The sequence below is a fragment of the Paraburkholderia sp. CNPSo 3274 genome, from assembly GCF_024206475.1.
Lineage (GTDB): Bacteria > Pseudomonadota > Gammaproteobacteria > Burkholderiales > Burkholderiaceae > Paraburkholderia.
In genome coordinates, this window is sequence record NZ_JAMBPR010000119.1 from 1 (window position 1) to 15,840 (window position 15,840).

The 15,840-nt window shown below is 64.0% G+C and carries 14 protein-coding genes and 2 pseudogenes; 14 read left to right on the plus strand and 2 right to left on the minus strand.

What is annotated here, in order from left to right; translation table 11 throughout:
• The 3 genes and pseudogenes from M3I54_RS40855 to M3I54_RS45570 all read left to right on the plus strand — a co-directional run.
• Nucleotides 1-129: pseudogene (locus tag M3I54_RS40855) on the plus strand (IS5/IS1182 family transposase); the annotation flags it as partial.
• 54 nt (nucleotides 130-183) lie between these two features.
• A complete protein-coding gene (locus M3I54_RS40860; RefSeq protein ID WP_254345778.1) occupies nucleotides 184-450 on the plus strand; it encodes a hypothetical protein in 267 nt (88 codons plus the stop codon).
• Nucleotides 451-786: 336 nt separating this feature from the next.
• Entirely contained in the window at nucleotides 787-939 is a 153-nt protein-coding gene (locus M3I54_RS45570; RefSeq protein ID WP_375542303.1) for a polymorphic toxin type 22 domain-containing protein, read from the plus strand.
• A gap of 448 nt (nucleotides 940-1,387) precedes the next feature.
• On the opposite strand, the gene M3I54_RS40865 is transcribed toward M3I54_RS45570, so the two are convergent.
• Complete coding sequence (locus tag M3I54_RS40865) at nucleotides 1,388-1,531, minus strand: hypothetical protein (RefSeq protein ID WP_254345779.1); 144 nt, start codon at nucleotides 1,529-1,531, stop codon at nucleotides 1,388-1,390.
• A gap of 333 nt (nucleotides 1,532-1,864) precedes the next feature.
• On the opposite strand from M3I54_RS40865, the pseudogene M3I54_RS40870 reads away from it, so the two are divergent.
• The 6 genes and pseudogenes from M3I54_RS40870 to M3I54_RS40895 all read left to right on the plus strand — a co-directional run bounded on the left by M3I54_RS40870 (nucleotide 1,865) and on the right by M3I54_RS40895 (nucleotide 9,353).
• Nucleotides 1,865-3,593 (plus strand): annotated as a pseudogene (locus M3I54_RS40870) (ShlB/FhaC/HecB family hemolysin secretion/activation protein).
• 78 nt (nucleotides 3,594-3,671) lie between these two features.
• Entirely contained in the window at nucleotides 3,672-4,601 is a 930-nt protein-coding gene (locus M3I54_RS40875) for a LysR family transcriptional regulator (protein WP_254345800.1), read from the plus strand.
• 90 nt (nucleotides 4,602-4,691) lie between these two features.
• Nucleotides 4,692-5,117, plus strand: a complete 426-nt coding sequence (locus M3I54_RS40880; protein ID WP_254345788.1) for a MarR family winged helix-turn-helix transcriptional regulator — start codon at nucleotides 4,692-4,694, stop codon at nucleotides 5,115-5,117.
• A gap of 78 nt (nucleotides 5,118-5,195) precedes the next feature.
• Complete coding sequence (locus M3I54_RS40885; RefSeq protein ID WP_254345789.1) at nucleotides 5,196-6,281, plus strand: HlyD family secretion protein; 1,086 nt, start codon at nucleotides 5,196-5,198, stop codon at nucleotides 6,279-6,281.
• A 13-nt stretch (nucleotides 6,282-6,294) separates the two neighbouring features.
• Entirely contained in the window at nucleotides 6,295-7,881 is a 1,587-nt protein-coding gene (locus M3I54_RS40890) for a DHA2 family efflux MFS transporter permease subunit (protein ID WP_375542302.1), read from the plus strand.
• Between the two features lie 38 nt (nucleotides 7,882-7,919).
• Nucleotides 7,920-9,353, plus strand: a complete 1,434-nt coding sequence (locus tag M3I54_RS40895) for an efflux transporter outer membrane subunit (RefSeq protein WP_375542304.1) — start codon at nucleotides 7,920-7,922, stop codon at nucleotides 9,351-9,353.
• A gap of 29 nt (nucleotides 9,354-9,382) precedes the next feature.
• Here M3I54_RS40895 and M3I54_RS40900 read toward each other — a convergent pair whose 3' ends face one another.
• Nucleotides 9,383-10,318, minus strand: coding sequence for an AraC family transcriptional regulator (locus M3I54_RS40900; protein ID WP_254345793.1), 936 nt, complete (start codon nucleotides 10,316-10,318; stop codon nucleotides 9,383-9,385).
• A gap of 149 nt (nucleotides 10,319-10,467) precedes the next feature.
• Here M3I54_RS40900 and M3I54_RS40905 point away from each other — a divergent pair, with 149 nt between their 5' ends.
• The 5 genes from M3I54_RS40905 to M3I54_RS40925 form a co-directional block, all read left to right on the plus strand.
• Nucleotides 10,468-11,004, plus strand: a complete 537-nt coding sequence (locus M3I54_RS40905) for a carboxymuconolactone decarboxylase family protein (protein WP_254345795.1) — start codon at nucleotides 10,468-10,470, stop codon at nucleotides 11,002-11,004.
• A 153-nt stretch (nucleotides 11,005-11,157) separates the two neighbouring features.
• Nucleotides 11,158-12,342: a thiolase family protein gene (locus tag M3I54_RS40910; protein ID WP_254345796.1), complete on the plus strand. Its 1,185-nt coding sequence runs from the start codon at nucleotides 11,158-11,160 to the stop codon at nucleotides 12,340-12,342.
• Nucleotides 12,343-12,392: 50 nt separating this feature from the next.
• Nucleotides 12,393-12,827 carry a MarR family winged helix-turn-helix transcriptional regulator gene (locus M3I54_RS40915; protein WP_254345797.1) on the plus strand — a complete coding sequence of 145 codons (435 nt, stop codon included), beginning with the start codon at nucleotides 12,393-12,395 and terminating at the stop codon, nucleotides 12,825-12,827.
• Nucleotides 12,828-12,954: 127 nt separating this feature from the next.
• Nucleotides 12,955-14,313: a TAXI family TRAP transporter solute-binding subunit gene (locus M3I54_RS40920; protein WP_254345798.1), complete on the plus strand. Its 1,359-nt coding sequence runs from the start codon at nucleotides 12,955-12,957 to the stop codon at nucleotides 14,311-14,313.
• A gap of 227 nt (nucleotides 14,314-14,540) precedes the next feature.
• Nucleotides 14,541-15,840: DUF3300 domain-containing protein (locus M3I54_RS40925; RefSeq protein WP_254345799.1), on the plus strand; the 1,300-nt coding region annotated here is incomplete at its 3' end.

Sequence of the window (15,840 nt, forward strand, 5' to 3'; positions counted from 1 at the left end):
GCCAAGACCGTGGGACGCATGCGCCAGGTGATGGTGCGCGGCTTGAAGAAGGTGGACCAGATGTTCGTGTTGAACATGGTGGCCTACAACCTTGTGCGCATGCGATCGCTGGCACAAGTCCGTCCATAGTCGAGGTAAGCGCGGCAATGGGGCCTGAAATTGGCCTCAAGCCGCCGAAAAAACGTGGAAATCGCATTGAATTTTCGCAATGCGAAAGCTTTAGCGGTCGCGAGCGAAAAAAACAGAGAATGGCCGCTTCGGTCGCGAGGTATTTCCGCAACCTGCTATCTCGCTGCTGGCGTGGGAATCGGGTCGAACGCACTTGGTGCATTGATGACGGGCATGATGCCTGGACCACTCGGTAACTTTTTGAACCAGATAAATCAGGTTCTGGCGGGTCCGGCGCAAAGTGCAATCTCAAACGCATCGAAATCAGAGGGGAAGAATTGACCGCGAAAAGCAAGCAAAAAATAGTCTGGTGAAAGGCGCTTACTGCCTATGTTGCCGCTTGTGCGCTACCACTGTTCATTTCGGCAGTCTCCTTGGTGAAAGGTGCGAGTTGGCGTCCTGTACTGGTCGGATTGCCCGCTTATCTAACGTTCTTTGCGGCGATCACGTATCAACTGGTCAAGGAACTTCGTGCGTTGGAGCGCGACGCCGAATCCAACCCATGAATCGATCGATCGCGTACCCATTCGATCTATTAACGCAAGGCGGAGCGGCGTCCATAATAGGATTGTCGCTTTTCTTCTTGTGGATGGAGACGGAAGCCCGTAACTCGTTTCGATACCCACGCCTGTCGGTGTCAACGTGTTCGGTGCCATTACGTATGCGTACGGAGGCGGAACCGCTCTTGAGCTTGGGTTGGGGTCGCCCGGTGGAAAGACTTACGGCGTGATGCCTTGGGCACATTCTGCGCCTTTGGGTGGCAATAAGTGATTGAGGCTTGAATGGCAAGCGGCGGAGGACCCACGCCAGAGCTGTGGGCGCGAATGAGTAAACGGCAAAAGGTCTTTTACTGGATCTTTGTTGGCGTAGTTGCGATAGTCATAGGAAGTGCAGTAATCGAAAAGCTTCTGAGTTGATATGACGAGAACAACAAACCCAGCGTTCGAGCTGGGTTTGTTGTTTGCAGTTCAGTTCAATCGTGCGTGAGGACTAGACTTAATCCACCGTCCCGGGAGCTTGATCCACGGATAAAGCGGTAGCTCGGTGCGGGTCTGCGCATTGATGCGCCGGTATCGCCTCGAGTGCCGGAGGGTGACGCGCCGCCCGGGAATGATTGGCGCATACGTTGAGATTGGCATCAGCCATGATCAACTCCTGTGGCAAGTTGGTGGTGGTCAGTGGGTCGTGTGGGCTGCCACCCATGCGGCCCGCACTTCGTCTATTCGCCTGCAACGGAACTGCCGCTGCGCCAGGCGTCGGGTTGAAACTCGACGAAACCATCAATAGCGGAACCTTCAGCGGGGATATTCCGTTGATCACCGACAAAGCCAGATGAACTGATGATGTGATGCTTGCCTTCCATTCTCGTATTCTAATCGATCGCGTCGCAGTCGAATTGCATCTTTTGGTTGAAATATCGGGCTGTCAATTACATCGGTGCCAAAGAAGCGATTGCAAAGAATTCTCTGATATTGCGTCTTCGTTGTCACCATGGGCTTCATCGTATGCGTGGTGGTGAAAAGCATCTTCTTTGGTTGAAACAACAGCCCTGCCGTAGCCGGGGTGTTGCCTGAAATCACCAGAAAAAATGAATTTTCTTGGTTCGTAGCAACCATGCCGCCACACGCAGGCCGCTATCTCAAAATTCAGGACTCCAAAAATCATAGCGTATGATTTTCCACACCCCATCATCACGATGAAAATCCGAAAGAGGTTATCAGCGCTGCCACTCACAGCCCTGGCCACACTCGCGCCAAACGTGCCGGCACAAAACCTGGGCGGCATGGAAACCGAGCAAATACAGCAACAGCGCCTCGACACGCAGCAGCGTGAGGCCACCGTACAGGCACCCGCCGTGCGCTCGGCCGTGCCGCAGGCGCAGGCGTATCCCGAGCTGCCGCAGGAGACGCCTTGTTTCCGTATCGAAGCATTCACGCTCGATGTGCCGCCCGGGCTGTCCGACGCCATGCAAAAGCAGGGCGCGTCCGCGCTGCCGCAGGACCCGTTCGCCTTCGCGCTCGAGTGGCTCGGCCACTACCAGGGGCAATGCATCGGCAAGGCCGGGATGGACGTGCTGGTGAAGGGCCTGCAACAGGCGATCCTCTCGCGCGGCTACATCACCACGCGTGCGCTGATGCCCGAGCAGGACCTGTCCTCGGGCGTCATGCGGTTTGCGCTCGTGCCTGGTGTCGTGCGCCAGGTGCGGCTGGCCGATCCGTCGATGTGGGGCACATGGAGAACGGCATTCCCCACCGGCAGCGGCGCGCTGCTGAACCTGCGCGACCTCGAGCAGGGCCTGGAGCAGTTGAAGCGCGTGGCAAGTCAGGACGCTGACATGCAGATCGAGCCAACCGGCGCACCGGGCGAAAGCGATGTGGTCGTGACGATCAAGCGCAGCAAGCCCTGGACCTTTGTCGCCTCGGTAGACAACTCAGGCAACGACGCCACGGGCAAGTGGCAGGGCAACGTGAGCCTTGGCATCGACAACCCGCTCGGCCTGAACGACATCTTCACGGTAGGCGGGAACCAGGACCTCTCATTCGCCAACAAGTCACTGGGCTCGCACGGCTTCAATGGCTCGTATTCGGTGCCGTGGGGCTACTGGACGGCCACGCTCTCGGGCAACACGAACACGTACTACCAGAACATCGCGGGCGTGAACCAGACGTTCGTATCGAGCGGCAATTCGCAGACTGCCGCGCTGCGTCTCGCGCGTGTCATCGCGCGCGGCCAGAACGATGTCCTCGGTGGGTATCTGCAGCTCTCGAAGCGGTTTGGCGACAGCTTTATCGACGACACGACCATCCCCACGCAGGCCCGCAACAACACGTTCCTCGAACTAGGGGTGACCGATCGTCACTACTTCGGCGGGGCGCAGTTCGACGGCACGCTGGCGTATCGCCAGGGCATCGGGGGCTTTGGCGCGACACCCGACCCGTACACGAACGGTCCCACCTATCGCTTCCACATGGCGGTGCTCGACGCCAACCTCTCGGTGCCGTTCGCCGTCGGCTCGCAGCGCTTCGCTTACGTGGGAACCATGCACGGCCAGTTCACCAACGACGCGCTGTTCTATATCGACGACCTGACCATCGGCAGCCGCTACACCGTGCGCGGCTTCGACGGCAACACGATGCTGGCCGCCGAGCGCGGCTTCTACTGGCGCAACGAGGTGCAATGGCCCGTGTTCCCAGACGGGGCAGACGCTCTACGCAGGCATCGACTACGGCCACGTGTTCGGGCCGGGCACGGCGTTCCTCGCAGGCACCCAACTCGCGGGCGCGGTAATCGGCGTTCGCGGCGGCATCCCGGTGAAATACGCAGGCTTGAGCTATGACCTCTTCGTGGGAGCGCCAATCTACAAGCCTCGCGGTTTCCCAACGTCACGCGCGACGGTCGGCGTGCAGGCAAGCGCACAGTTCTGACAAATCACCCCGTCGTGATGCGTGAGTGGGGCGCGTTCCCCGGTGTTAAGCTACGCCAACGCCATCCCCCTCACGACCATGGACTACATCGACAGCCTGCGGATCTTCCGCTCCGTCGTCGAGGCGCGCAGTTTCACGCGCGCCGCGGACATGCACAGCCTCACCACGCCCGTCGTCTCGCGCGCCATCGCGCGCCTCGAAAAGCGCCTTGGCAATCGGCTCTTTCATCGCAGTACGCGCGCGGTGTCGCTCACCGAGGCGGCGGAGCGGTTTTACGAAGGCTGCTGCCGCGTGCTCGACGACCTCGACGCGCTGGAGGCCGACGCCACCGTGCAAACGCGCGAGGCGAGCGGCGTGCTGCGTCTGGTCGCCCATACCACGGCCACCGTCAATCGCCTCGTGCCGCTCATCGCCAGCTTCAAGCGCGCGCATCCCAAGGTGACGCTCGACGTGATCCTCACCGAGCGCCCCGTCGACTTGATCGCGGACGGCTACGATCTCGGCCTCGTGCTGCCGTTCATGCTCAACAACGAATCGACCGTCACGCGTTTACTCGAGCGCATTCCGCTCGCGCTCGTCACGACGCCCGCTTATCTCGAAGCACATGGCACGCCGAAGCATCCCGCCGACCTCACCGGCCACGTGTTCGTGCCGATGCCGCCTTCCATGCGCAAGCCCACGATCGCGTTTCGCGTGGGCGACGAGGAAGTCGTTGTGCAGTTGCACCACGAAATCGCCTCGAACAACCCCGAATTCAACCGCGAGATGGTGCTGGAGGGCTTCGGTATCGGCATTCTCCCCACCGCGCTCGTGAGGGAGGAACTCGAGGCGGGCAAGCTCGTGACGGTGCTCGACGACTTTCCGCTCGTCGATATGCAGATCGAGATTCGCCTTGCCTACACCACGCGCACGCTGCTGCCGGCGAAGGTGCGCGCGTTCATCGACCACGCCACGGCGTTTTTCGACGACGTGACGCACGAGGCTGCCGTCGAAATGAAGGCTGAATGAAAGCTTGGCCGCGATTATTGTCGCCGCGGCCATAATGTGATGCCGCGCGTAAGGCTTGTTCGGGGCCTGATTGCCGACTACGCTGTGCATATGCACATTCATCAGTCACCCGAGCACGACGATTGCTTTGCCGTACGCCAGGCCGCGCGGCATCTGTCGCAGCTTTACGAGCGGCACCTGAGCGTGGCAGGGCTTACGCCCACGCAGTTCAGCATTCTCGGTGCGCTGGGCCGTGCGTCGAGCCTCACGATGGCGGAACTCGGGCGCTCGATGGTGATGGAGCGTACCACGCTCGTGCGGGCCTTGCGGCCGCTGTTGCGCGGCGCGCTCGTGGCCGATGCGCCGGACCGCGGCGAACGCCGCCGCCGCCTCGCGCTCACGCAAGCGGGCCGCACGCGGCTCGACGCGGCGCACGAACACTGGCGCGCGGCGCAGGACGAATTCGAGCGCCGCTTTGGCGCCCGACGCGCCGCGTGGCTGCGGCGCGAGCTGTTTCGCATCACACGGGCTGTTTAACGTGTGGAGGTTGCGTCGCGTTTCTTCATACCGCGGCGTTTTTTCATCTTTAGCAGTGTATATGCACAGGTAAACGTCATGTCGAGTCCTTCCACTCCCGTTGCGGTCGAGCCGGCGCAAGCGAGGGAGCGCACGCGCATCTCGCGCATGCGTCTCGCGCTAGGCGCGGTCGCGCTCGTCCTGGCGGCCGCCGCCGGCTACTGGTTCTCCGTGCTGCGCTTCGTCGAGACCACCGACGATGCCTACGTGGGCGGCAACGTCACCGTGATGGCGCCGCGCGTGAGCGGCTTCGTCTCTGAGATTCCCGTGCAGGACAACCAGCGCGTGCACGCGGGCCAGGTGCTGCTGCGTCTCGACTCGCGCGACTACGACGCAAAACTCGCCCAGGCCAACGCGGAGCTGGCGAGCGCGCGCGCCGCGGTCGACGAGTTGCAGGCCAGGCGCACGTTGCAGGAAGCGGTGATCAACCAGCACCAGGCCGAAGTGCGCGCCTCGAATGCGGAACTCACGCGCAGCGGTCAGGACCAGACGCGCTACCGCGAGCTGGTGAAGGACGACGCTGTATCGAGCCAGTTGGTCGAGCGTGCGGACTCCGACTACGCGAAGGCGCAGGCATCGGTTGCGCAAAGCGGCGCGGCGGTGCTGGCGGCGCAACGCCAGCTCGACGTGCTGGCGGCGCAGATCAACGACGCTCAGGCGCGTGTCGCAACGGCCGAGGCCAACCAGCGCCTTGCGCAACTGAACGTCGAATACACCACGTTGACCGCGCCCGTGGATGGCTACATCGGCAACCGCACGGCGCGTGTGGGCACGCTTGCCAACGTGGGTGCGCCGCTGCTGACCGTGGTGCCGGCAACGGGCCTCTGGGTGGACGCGAACTTCAAGGAAGACCAGTTGAAGAAGATGCACGCGGGCGACCGTGTCGACGTCGTGCTCGACGCGGCCAGCGGCACGCTGCATGGCACCGTGGAGAGCCTCGCGCCCGCCACGGGTGCGACCTTCAGCGTGCTGCCGCCCGAGAACGCCACGGGCAACTTCACGAAGATCGTGCAGCGCGTGCCGGTGCGCATCCGCATCGACGCCAATGCGCCGGAGGGCCTGGAAGGCGCGCTGCGGCCCGGTCTTTCGGCGACCGTGAAGGTGCATCTCGCGCAAGCGCATTGAAGAGGCCACGACGATGAACACCACGACAAGCGCCGACCCGACACTCGCTCCACATCTTCAACCCATGGCGCAACGCGCCTTCGCGTTCGCGCTGATGTGCATTGGCTTCTTCATGGCCACGCTCGACATCCAGATCGTCGCTTCGTCGCTGCGTGACATCGGCGGCGGTCTTTCCGCGAGCCAGGACGAGCTTTCGTGGGTGCAAACGGCTTATCTGATCGCCGAGATCATGGTGATTCCCATGTCGGGCTGGCTCTCGAAGGTGTTCTCCACGCGCTGGCTCTTCGTGGCCTCCGCAGTGGGCTTCACCATCACGAGCATGCTGTGCGGCCTCGCCTGGGACATCAACTCGATGATCGTGTTTCGCGGCCTGCAAGGCGCGCTCGGCGCGGCGATGATCCCCACCGTGTTCACCACGGCCTTCGTGCTCTTTCCCGGCAAGCAGCGTATCGTTGCCTCCACGACCATTGGCGCGCTCGCCTCGCTCGCGCCCACGCTCGGGCCCGTGATCGGCGGTTGGATCACCGATCAATGGTCGTGGCATTGGCTCTTCTATCTGAACCTCGTGCCGGGTATTGCGGTGGCTGCGTTGGTGCCCAAGTACGTGAACATCGACAAGCCCGATCTTTCGCTTCTCAAACGTGGCGATTATCTCGGCATCGTGCTCATGTGCGGCTTTCTCGGTTGCCTTGAATACGTGCTCGAAGAAGGGCCGCGCAAGAACTGGTTCGGCGACGACGTGATTGTTGCCTGTACGTGGATCGCGGCGATCTGCGGCTTTCTGTTCATCGTTCACGCGCTGACGGCGAAGGACCCCATCGTCGATCTGCGCGCGCTGCTCGTACGCAACTTCGGCATTGGCAGTCTGCTTTCGTTCGTCACGGGCATCGGCATTTTCGTGGCCGTTTATCTCACGCCGCTCTTTCTCGCGGAAGTGCGCGGCTACAGCTCGCTGCAAATCGGTTTGTCGCTGCTTTCGGTGGGTGTGTTCCAGTTGCTCGCGCTTGGCGTCTATGCGTTTTCCACGCGCTATTTCAGCATGCGCGCGCTGATGCTGTTCGGGCTGATCTGCTTCGGGCTTGGCTGCTACCTGTATGTGCCGCTCACGCATGACTGGGGATGGCAGCAGTTCCTCGTGCCTCAGGCGCTGCGCGGCATTGGCCAGCAGTTCGCCATTCCGCCCATCGTCACCATGTCGCTCGGCTCGCTGCCGCCTTCGCGGCTCAAGTCGGCAAGCGGTCTCTTCAACCTCATGCGCAATCTGGGCGGCGCGATCGGCATTGCCGTGAGCGCGACGATGCTCAACGACCGGCTCAACTTCCACTATCTGCGCCTGAACGAGAGCGTGACTGGCGGCGCGCCGCAGGTGCAATTGCTGCTGGCGGGCCGCACCGCATACTGGTCGTCCGTGGCGGGCAATGCAATCGATGCCGCCGAAGCGGGGCTCGCGCAACTGCACGCATTGATTCTGCGCGAAGCGCTCGTGATGACGTTCTCTGACACGTTCTTTGTGCTCTCGCTGTGCTTCCTGGTCGCCATTGCGAGCGTGGCGTTCTCAAAGCCGATTTCGCTGGGTGGCCCGCCGCCCGACGCCCATTGAGGTGACCCATGAAAACCCCTGAACGCTCATCGACTCCCATGCGCCTCGTCCTTTCGCTGCTGTCCGCCGCCGTGCTCGCCGCATGTGCGGTGCAGCCCGCGCAGCATCCCGATCTGCCCGCCACGGTGCACGAAACGGCGCCTGTGGCATGGCGTATCGACGCGCCGCAGGACGCCATCGAAGCGCGCGCCTGGTGGGCGCAGTTCGGCGACCCGACGCTCGATACGCTGCTCGCCACGGTGCTCGAAGGCAACCTCGACTTGCAGGCCGCCGCCGAACGCGTGAAGCAGGCGCAAGCGATCACGACGCAAAAGCACGCCGCGCTGCTGCCGCAACTGGACTTCACCGCGCAGGGCGCCTATACGCGGCAGAACACGCCGCCTCCGCTCGGCTATGTGAAGCAGGCAGGCGCGGGCCTCGCGTTGAGCTGGTCGCCCGACGTGTTCGGCGGCGAGCGGCTCGACCTGCTCGCGGCGCAAGCGAACCTCGTGGGCCAGAAGCACGCGCTTGATGCGGTGCGTCTCGCGCTCGCTGCGAATACTGCCTCGGCGTACGTCGATCTGCGCTATGCACAGGCGGAGTTGAAGATCCTTCAGGATAACCTGGAGATTCGCAAGCGGACCTTGCTGCTCACGCAAGACCGCCTGAAATACGGCCTCTCCACGCAACTGGACGTGGCGCGCGCGCAAACACAGCTAAGCGAGCTGCAAGCGCGCATTCCGCGCGCGCAGGCTAGCATCGATCATCAGTTGAACCTGATCGCGGTGTACACGGGGCGCACGCCGGAGTCCGTGGCGCAACTCGCGCTCGCGCAAACGGCGCCCATCCCCGGCGTGCCCGCGAGCGTGCCGCAGATGCTGCCTTCCGAGGCGCTGCTGCGCCGCCCCGACGTGCAGGCCGCCTACGCCACCGTGCAGCAGCGCGCGGCGGAAGTGGGCGTGGCGCGCGCTGAGCGTTATCCGAAGTTCACGCTCAATCTCACGGATGGCATTCTCGCGGCGTCCTACCTCGGCATGCCCACGCTCACGGATAACCTCTTTAGCGCGGCGATCGGCGCGACGAGCCCGATCTTCAACGCGGGGCGCATCACGGCCGACATCGACCAGAGCGAGAGCCGCATGCGTGAGTCGCAACTGAATCTGCAGGAAACCATGCTCCAGGCTTTGCGCGAAGTGGAAGATAGCCGCAGCGATCTCGTGAGCACGGCAAGTCAGACGCAGCAGTTGAACGACGCGCTGGCTTCGTCGGCACAATCGCTCAAGCTGGCCAACCAGCTCTACAAGGGCGGCGCCACGGACTTTCTCGACGTCCTGAGCGCGCAGCAAACCTTGCTCGCCGATCAGGATCTGCTCAACGACGCGCAGCGCGAGCGCGCGCTCGCGGCGGTGGCGCTCTACCGGTCGCTGGGTGGCGGCTGGAGCCAGAGCGGCGACGTGGTGCTTGCGCAGGAAGCGCCCGCGCACGGCGGCTGAACGGCATCCTCGAAGCGATGATCCCCGGCTCAAGCGCCGGAAGCCGCCTCGCGAGCCAGCGAGCGCCACTGCGCGGGTGTCATGCCCACGTGGCGCTTGAAGCCGCGCTGGAACGCGGCGTCCGACTGGTAGCCCACGAATTCGCCGATTTCGGCCACGCCGTCGTTGCTCTGCGCGAGCATGCGGCCCGCGAGCGTCATGCGGATATCGGTGAGCACGTCGGCGGCCGAGCGGCCGATGGCCTCGTCGAAGTGCCGCGCGAACGTCGCGCGCGACATGTGGCAAAGCTCGGCAAGCTCGGGCAGCGTCCAGGACTTGCCGGGCGCTTCGAACATGGCGTCGATGGCGGGTTGCAGGCGCGGGCGCTGCGCGAGCGCGAGCAGGCCGCGCGGCGGGGCGTCGCCGGCGCTGGCGTAGCGCAGCGTGAGCCCGAACAGCGCGCCCGAAAGATGGTTCACGAGCGACTCGCTGCCCGGCGCCGCCTCATACGCTTCGTCGCGCAACAGCGCGATCAGGCGCACGAGACGTTCGGGCGCCTGCGTGCCGTCCCTCGCGCTATGCACGACGAGGCGCGCGGGCAGATTCTCGCGCAGCAGGCGCTGCGGCACGGCAGGCAGCAGGAAGCGGCCGCACAGGACGTCGGCGGTGGCGCCGTCGCCCGCGTTCGTTTCGATGCTCACGCCATTTTCCATGTGTTTGGCGACGGCGGCGGGCGCCGCGCCGCTGCCGTCGTGCAGCACGTGCGGGCTGCCCGAGGGAAACAGCACGATGTCGCCCGCATGGAGCGCGACGGGCGCGCCGTGCGCATCCTCGACGATGGCGCGACCCGCAATCAGCACGTGATAGCGGATCTCGCGCTCCTTCGCAGCGGGATCATCGATGCGCCAGGGCGCGCCGAAATGGCAGCGCACGTCGAGGCGGCCGGCAACGGGCATCAGCGCGAGAAGGCGGCTCAGCAGATCCATGGCGGGCGAGTGAGACGATTGAGCATGAAGTCGCGCCATTCTGGCATTAAAAGCGCGACGGTGCGCGACTAGACTGCATCCATGCCATCGACGATGGCAATGCGACACAGACACCCGCTCGCGACCACGCAACGTTAAAGGAGCAAAACATGTCCCGTCTTTCCGCCATCAAGCCTGAAGCCGCCACCGGCGCCGCCGCTGAAATCTTTGCAAAGATCCGCAAGGCCGTTGGCAAGGTGCCCAACGCCTACGCCACCATCGGCACGCATAGCCCCGAAGCGCTAGGCGCGCTGCTCAACGTCGAGGCCGTGATCGGTGCCGGCACGTTGTCGAAGCCCGACATCGAAGCGATCAAGCTCGCGGTGAGCGAAGTGGCGGGTTGTGATTACTGTCTAGCGGCGCACACGCTGGCGGGCAAGTTCGCCGGGCTCGCGCCGGAAACGATGAAGGCGGTCCGCGCTGGCGATGCGACCGGCGACGCAAAGCGCGACGCGCTCGTGCACTTCGTTCGCTTGCTGGTGACGACGCACGGCACGCTGCCCGAAGCGGAAGTGAGCGCGATTCGCGAAGCCGGTTATACCGAGCGCCAGATCGTGGAAATTGCGCTCGCTGTGACGTCGATTACGTTCACGAACCTCGTGAACCGCATCAACGATACGACGCTGGATTTTCCGGCTGCGCCGTAACGTACCGGAAACGGTTTTACCACCCCGCGTGCGCTCGACACGACATCAATCGTGCCAGCGCACGCGAGCGCATGTTCCACAAAAACGTTTGAAAGTGTGCATATGCATATATAGAATGGAGATGGAACGATGCACATGAAAGGAGAGTTGACCATGAGTACACGCGAGATCGTTTTGTGCCAGCCGGTGCGTACGGCAATTGGCGGATTCAACGGTGCGTTCAAGGGCGTTCCGGCCACGGAGCTGGGCGCGGCGGCGGTGCGCGAAACGCTGGCGCGCGCGAAGCTCGACCCGGCGCGGCTCGGCTCCGTGGTGCTCGGCAACGTGATCCAGGCGGGCAACAAGATGAATCCCGCGCGTCAGGCCGAGCTTGGCGGCGGCGTGCCGGTTCAGGTGCCTGCGCTCACGGTGAATCGCGTGTGCGGCTCCGGCGCGCAAGCCGTTGCGAGCGCGGCGCAGGAGGTGATGCTGGGTCTTGCCGACGTCGCGCTGGCGGGCGGCATGGAGAACATGGACCGCGCGCCGTATTTGCTGGACGGCGGCCGTTGGGGCTATCGCATGGGCAACGCCGAGATTCACGACAGCATGCTGCGCGACGGTCTCGTCGATGCGTTTTCGGGCCAGCATTCGGGCTGGCATACGGAAGACCTCGTGACGCAGGCCGCGCTCACGCGCGCGGAGCAGGACAACTGGGCGGTGCGTTCGCAGCAGCGCTTCGCTGCCGCACAAGCGGCGGGACGCTTCAAGGAAGAAATCGCCGCGGTGGAAGTCAAGGGCAAGAAGGGCATGGAGCGCATCGATACCGACGAAGCGCCGCGCCCCGACACGACACTCGAAGGGCTCGCGAAACTGCGTCCCGCGTTTCGCCCGGACGGCACGATCACGGCGGGCAACGCGCCCGGACTGAACAGCGCGGCGAGCGCAATGCTCGTGGCCGAGCGTGGCTTCGCCGAAGCCGAGGGGCTCTCGCCGATGGTCAAGCTCGTGGCGTGGGGCGTCGCGGCGGTGGAGCCGGGCATGTTCGGCCTTGGCCCCGTGCCCGCGGTGCAACTCGCGTTGGGGCGTGCCGGCTGGTCGCTTGGCGACGTCGAGCGCTTCGAGATCAACGAGGCATTCGCGGCGGTGCCGCTCGCGGTCATGAAGCGACTTGGCATTCCCGAGGACATCGTGAACGTGGAAGGCGGCGCGATCGCGCATGGCCACCCCATCGGCGCGACCGGCGCGATTCTCACCACGCGCCTCGCATGGTCGATGCAGCGCGACGGCCTGCGTCGCGGCGTCGTGACGCTTTGCATCGGCGGTGGCCAGGGTATCGCGCTCGCGCTCGAGAAAGTATGATGGCCGGGCCACGTGAGGCGAATTGAACTGGGATACAGGCGGGGAACACGATGACGAAGCGGATCACACGCGAGGAATGCAACTGTTTTGCGCTGCGGCAGGCGGCGCGTTTCGTCACGCAGCTTTACGAGCGGCACCTCTCGCAGGCGGACGTCACGGCCGCGCAGTTCACCATCCTCTCGCGCCTCGCGGGCCGGCCCGACGCCACGGCCGCCGAACTCTCCGACGACCTCGTGATGGACCGCACGACGCTCGTGCGGGCGCTAAAGCCGTTGCAGCGCGACGGCCTCGTGCTCACGGCGGCGGCCGAACACGACACGCGCACGCTGGTCTACCGGCTCTCGGCCGCGGGCTTGCGCCGCTACGACAAGGCGCATGCGTTATGGCTCGACGCGCAGGCCGAGTTCGAGCAGCACATGAAGCGCGACCGCGCGAAGGCGCTGCGCACCGAGCTGTTTGCACTGACGAAGGCCGCAGCGAGCTGACACGACACTTACGCAGGCACGCGTTTTGTAAGTCCTTCAGGTAAGGCGGCCACGCCAGCGATCAGATCTGGCGCGAAAATGGCATCATGAGAATTTCAGGAGTCTGACGCTTTGCCGCCGGGTTCTCATGAGACGATATCGACCGCCGCCACCCAATTTCCTGCGGGACCACGCGCATCCAGCCTGGCGCGATATCGCATTGACCACGCTGCCCGTGGCCCTGTTCTGCGCGGTGGTGGTCGGTCTTGTCTTCTGGCTAGTCGACCCGGCGCCGCCGCGCACGATCACGATCAGCGCGGGCCCCGCCGACAGCTCCTTCATGCAGATGGCGCAAGCCTACCGCGCGATCCTCGCGCGCAACGGCGTGAAGCTCAAGATCCTCGAATCGGACGGCTCGGTGCAGAACCTGCAGCGCCTGCTCGATCCGAAGCAGCGCGTGGACCTCGCATTCGTCCAGGGCGGCGTGGCCGACGGCGTAGACACACGCTCGCTCATGTCACTCGGCAGCGTGGCCTATTTGCCGATCGTCGTTTTCTATCATGGCTCGGGCCTCACGCGGCTCTCCGACCTTGACGGCAAGCGCATCGCCATTGGCCGCGTGGGCAGCGGCACGCGCGAGCTGGCGCTCAAGCTGCTCTCCGCGAACGGCCTCGACCCCGGCGGCGACTCCACTTTCCTGCCGCTCGACGGCATAGAGGCGGCCACGGCGCTCGTCTCCGGCCACGTCGAGGCCGCGATGCTGAGCGGCGACTCGACCACGCGTGCTCTGATGCTGCGTTTGCTCGACATCCCTGGCATCTCGGTCATGAGCTTCGACGAAGCGGCTGCCTATACGCGGCTCTTTCCGTATCTGGAGAGCGTCGACCTGCCGCCCGGCGTGCTCGATCTGCGCAGGCGCCAACCACGCGAAACGGTGCACCTGATCGGGCCGACCGTCGAACTCGTCGCGCGCGACACGCTGCATCCCGCGCTCTCCGATCTGCTCATCGAAGCGGCGGAGGAGGTGAACGGCGCGCCCGGACTCCTGCAGCGCGAGGGCCAGTTTCCGAGTCCGGCGGTGCACGACTTTCGCGTGAGCGAGGACGCCACGCGCTACTACAAGTCGGGCAAGAGCTTTCTCTATCGCGCGCTGCCATTCTGGCTTGCGAGCGTGACGGACCGTCTGCTCGTGCTGCTGCTGCCGTTGGCCGTGCTCGTGATTCCCGCATTGCGCGCGATACCGGCGCTGTATCGCTGGCGCGTGCGTTCACGCATTTATCGCTACTACGGTGCGCTCATCGCCATTGAGCGCGACGCGCTCAAGCATACGAATGAAGAAGAGCGGCGCGCGCTGGTCGAAGAACTCGACGAGATCGAGCGCTCGCTCAATACGCTGCGCATGCCGCTCGCGTTTGCCGATGCGTTTTACGTGTTGCGCGAACACGTGGGTTTTGTGCGTACGCATTTGAATGCTAGCGAGTCGCAGTCGCACTCCAGCGCGGTGTAATCGGTATTCACGATATTGTTACGCTCAACGTAGTTTTCAGTCTCGTTGATGCACGTCGCTTAATCGGAGTGCTGCAACATTTCTTCGGTTGACACTGCGAGTCTCGTCCCTTTATTTTTTGTAGCCACGCCGTAGCGGCTTCGAGATTGTGATGATCGCTTGAGGTTTGCGAATGTTCGATCCCTGCGTATATCAGAACCAATGTTCGTAACCGGGAGGACCATAACGTGAAGACATCCGGTGCAAGCCAGCGCCTTGCCTGGCTCGTGTGTGCCACACTCGCGGGCGCGCCGCTTTTCGTGGGGCCGCTTGTGCCCACTGCCGCGCTCGCGCAGAACGCGGCGCATCTTTCGAACCAGCAGCTCGATTCGCTCACCGCGCCCATCGCGCTCTATCCCGACGCGTTGCTCGCGCAGGTGCTCATGGCCGCCACGTTCCCGCAAGATGTGTCCGCCGCCGCCGCGTGGACGAAGTCCAACCCGAACCTCAAGGGCGACGACGCAGTGAAGGCGGTGGCCTCCCAGCCCTGGGACCCGAGCGTGCAGTCGCTCGTGGCGTTCCCGCAGGTGCTCGCAACCATGGCTTCGAAGCCCGACTGGGTCCAGCAGATCGGCAACGCGTTTCTCGCGCAGCCCAACGACGTGATGGACTCGGTGCAGCGGCTGCGCGTGCAGGCCCAGAAGGCGGGCAACCTCAAGTCCAACGAGCAGCAGAAGGTCGTGGTCCAGCCTGCCTCGAGCACCTCGACCACGCAGACCATCGTGATCGAGCCTGCGAATCCGCAGGTGGTGTATGTGCCGACCTATAACCCCACGGTGGTGTTTGGCGCGTGGCCGTATCCGGCCTATCCGCCCGTGTATATGCCGCCGCCTCCGGGTTATGCCATTGCGTCGGGATTCGTCGGCGGGCTCGCGTTCGGTGCGGGCATCGCGGTCGCGAACTCGTTGTGGGGCGGCTTCAACTGGAACAACCATGACGTGAACATCAACGTCAATCGCTACAACAACATCAACGTCAACAACCGCATCAACTCGAACAACGGTACGGCGAACTGGAATCGCAACGCCAATGTCGAGCGCCGCCAGAACTACAACAACGCGAACCTGAACGGCCAGCACAACCAGTACCGGGGCTACGACCAGTCGCGCACGCAGGCCATGCAGACCTTGCAGAACCGCACTGGCGAGAACATGAGCGGCAATGCCCAACAGAGACTCCAGGGCATCCAGCAAGGCGGCCGGCCGAATACCAACGGCGGCAACGGGCCGAACGGCAATCGCGCGCAAAACGGCGCGCAAAACGCAAACCGTGGCAACGAACTCAACAACCGCGGGCAGAACGGCGCGCAAAACGCGAACCGCGCGAACGATCTCAACAACCGGGCGCAGAGCACGAATCGCGATAACGCGTTACGCGGCGCGGGCGACGGCGCCAACGCGCGCCTCGAACAGCAACGCGGCCAGCAAAGCCGCGACGCGTTCCAGAGCCATGGCGGCGGCGGTGGCGGCGGAGGGGGCTTCCATGGAG

What these genes read in the sequence shown, in the direction of transcription:
- M3I54_RS40895 (WP_375542304.1), top strand. Translation starts at nt 7,920, where the DNA reads ATGCGCCTCGTCCTTTCGCTGCTGTCCGCCGCCGTGCTCGCCGCATGT.
- M3I54_RS40885 (WP_254345789.1), top strand. Translation starts at nt 5,196, where the DNA reads ATGTCGAGTCCTTCCACTCCCGTTGCGGTCGAGCCGGCGCAAGCGAGG.
- M3I54_RS40880 (WP_254345788.1), top strand. Translation starts at nt 4,692, where the DNA reads ATGCACATTCATCAGTCACCCGAGCACGACGATTGCTTTGCCGTACGC.
- M3I54_RS40910 (WP_254345796.1), top strand. Translation starts at nt 11,158, where the DNA reads ATGAGTACACGCGAGATCGTTTTGTGCCAGCCGGTGCGTACGGCAATT.
- M3I54_RS40915 (WP_254345797.1), top strand. Translation starts at nt 12,393, where the DNA reads ATGACGAAGCGGATCACACGCGAGGAATGCAACTGTTTTGCGCTGCGG.
- M3I54_RS40865 (WP_254345779.1), bottom strand. Translation starts at nt 1,531, where the DNA reads ATGGAAGGCAAGCATCACATCATCAGTTCATCTGGCTTTGTCGGTGAT.
- M3I54_RS40920 (WP_254345798.1), top strand. Translation starts at nt 12,955, where the DNA reads ATGAGACGATATCGACCGCCGCCACCCAATTTCCTGCGGGACCACGCG.
- M3I54_RS40905 (WP_254345795.1), top strand. Translation starts at nt 10,468, where the DNA reads ATGTCCCGTCTTTCCGCCATCAAGCCTGAAGCCGCCACCGGCGCCGCC.
- M3I54_RS40900 (WP_254345793.1), bottom strand. Translation starts at nt 10,318, where the DNA reads ATGGATCTGCTGAGCCGCCTTCTCGCGCTGATGCCCGTTGCCGGCCGC.
- M3I54_RS40890 (WP_375542302.1), top strand. Translation starts at nt 6,295, where the DNA reads ATGAACACCACGACAAGCGCCGACCCGACACTCGCTCCACATCTTCAA.
- M3I54_RS40875 (WP_254345800.1), top strand. Translation starts at nt 3,672, where the DNA reads ATGGACTACATCGACAGCCTGCGGATCTTCCGCTCCGTCGTCGAGGCG.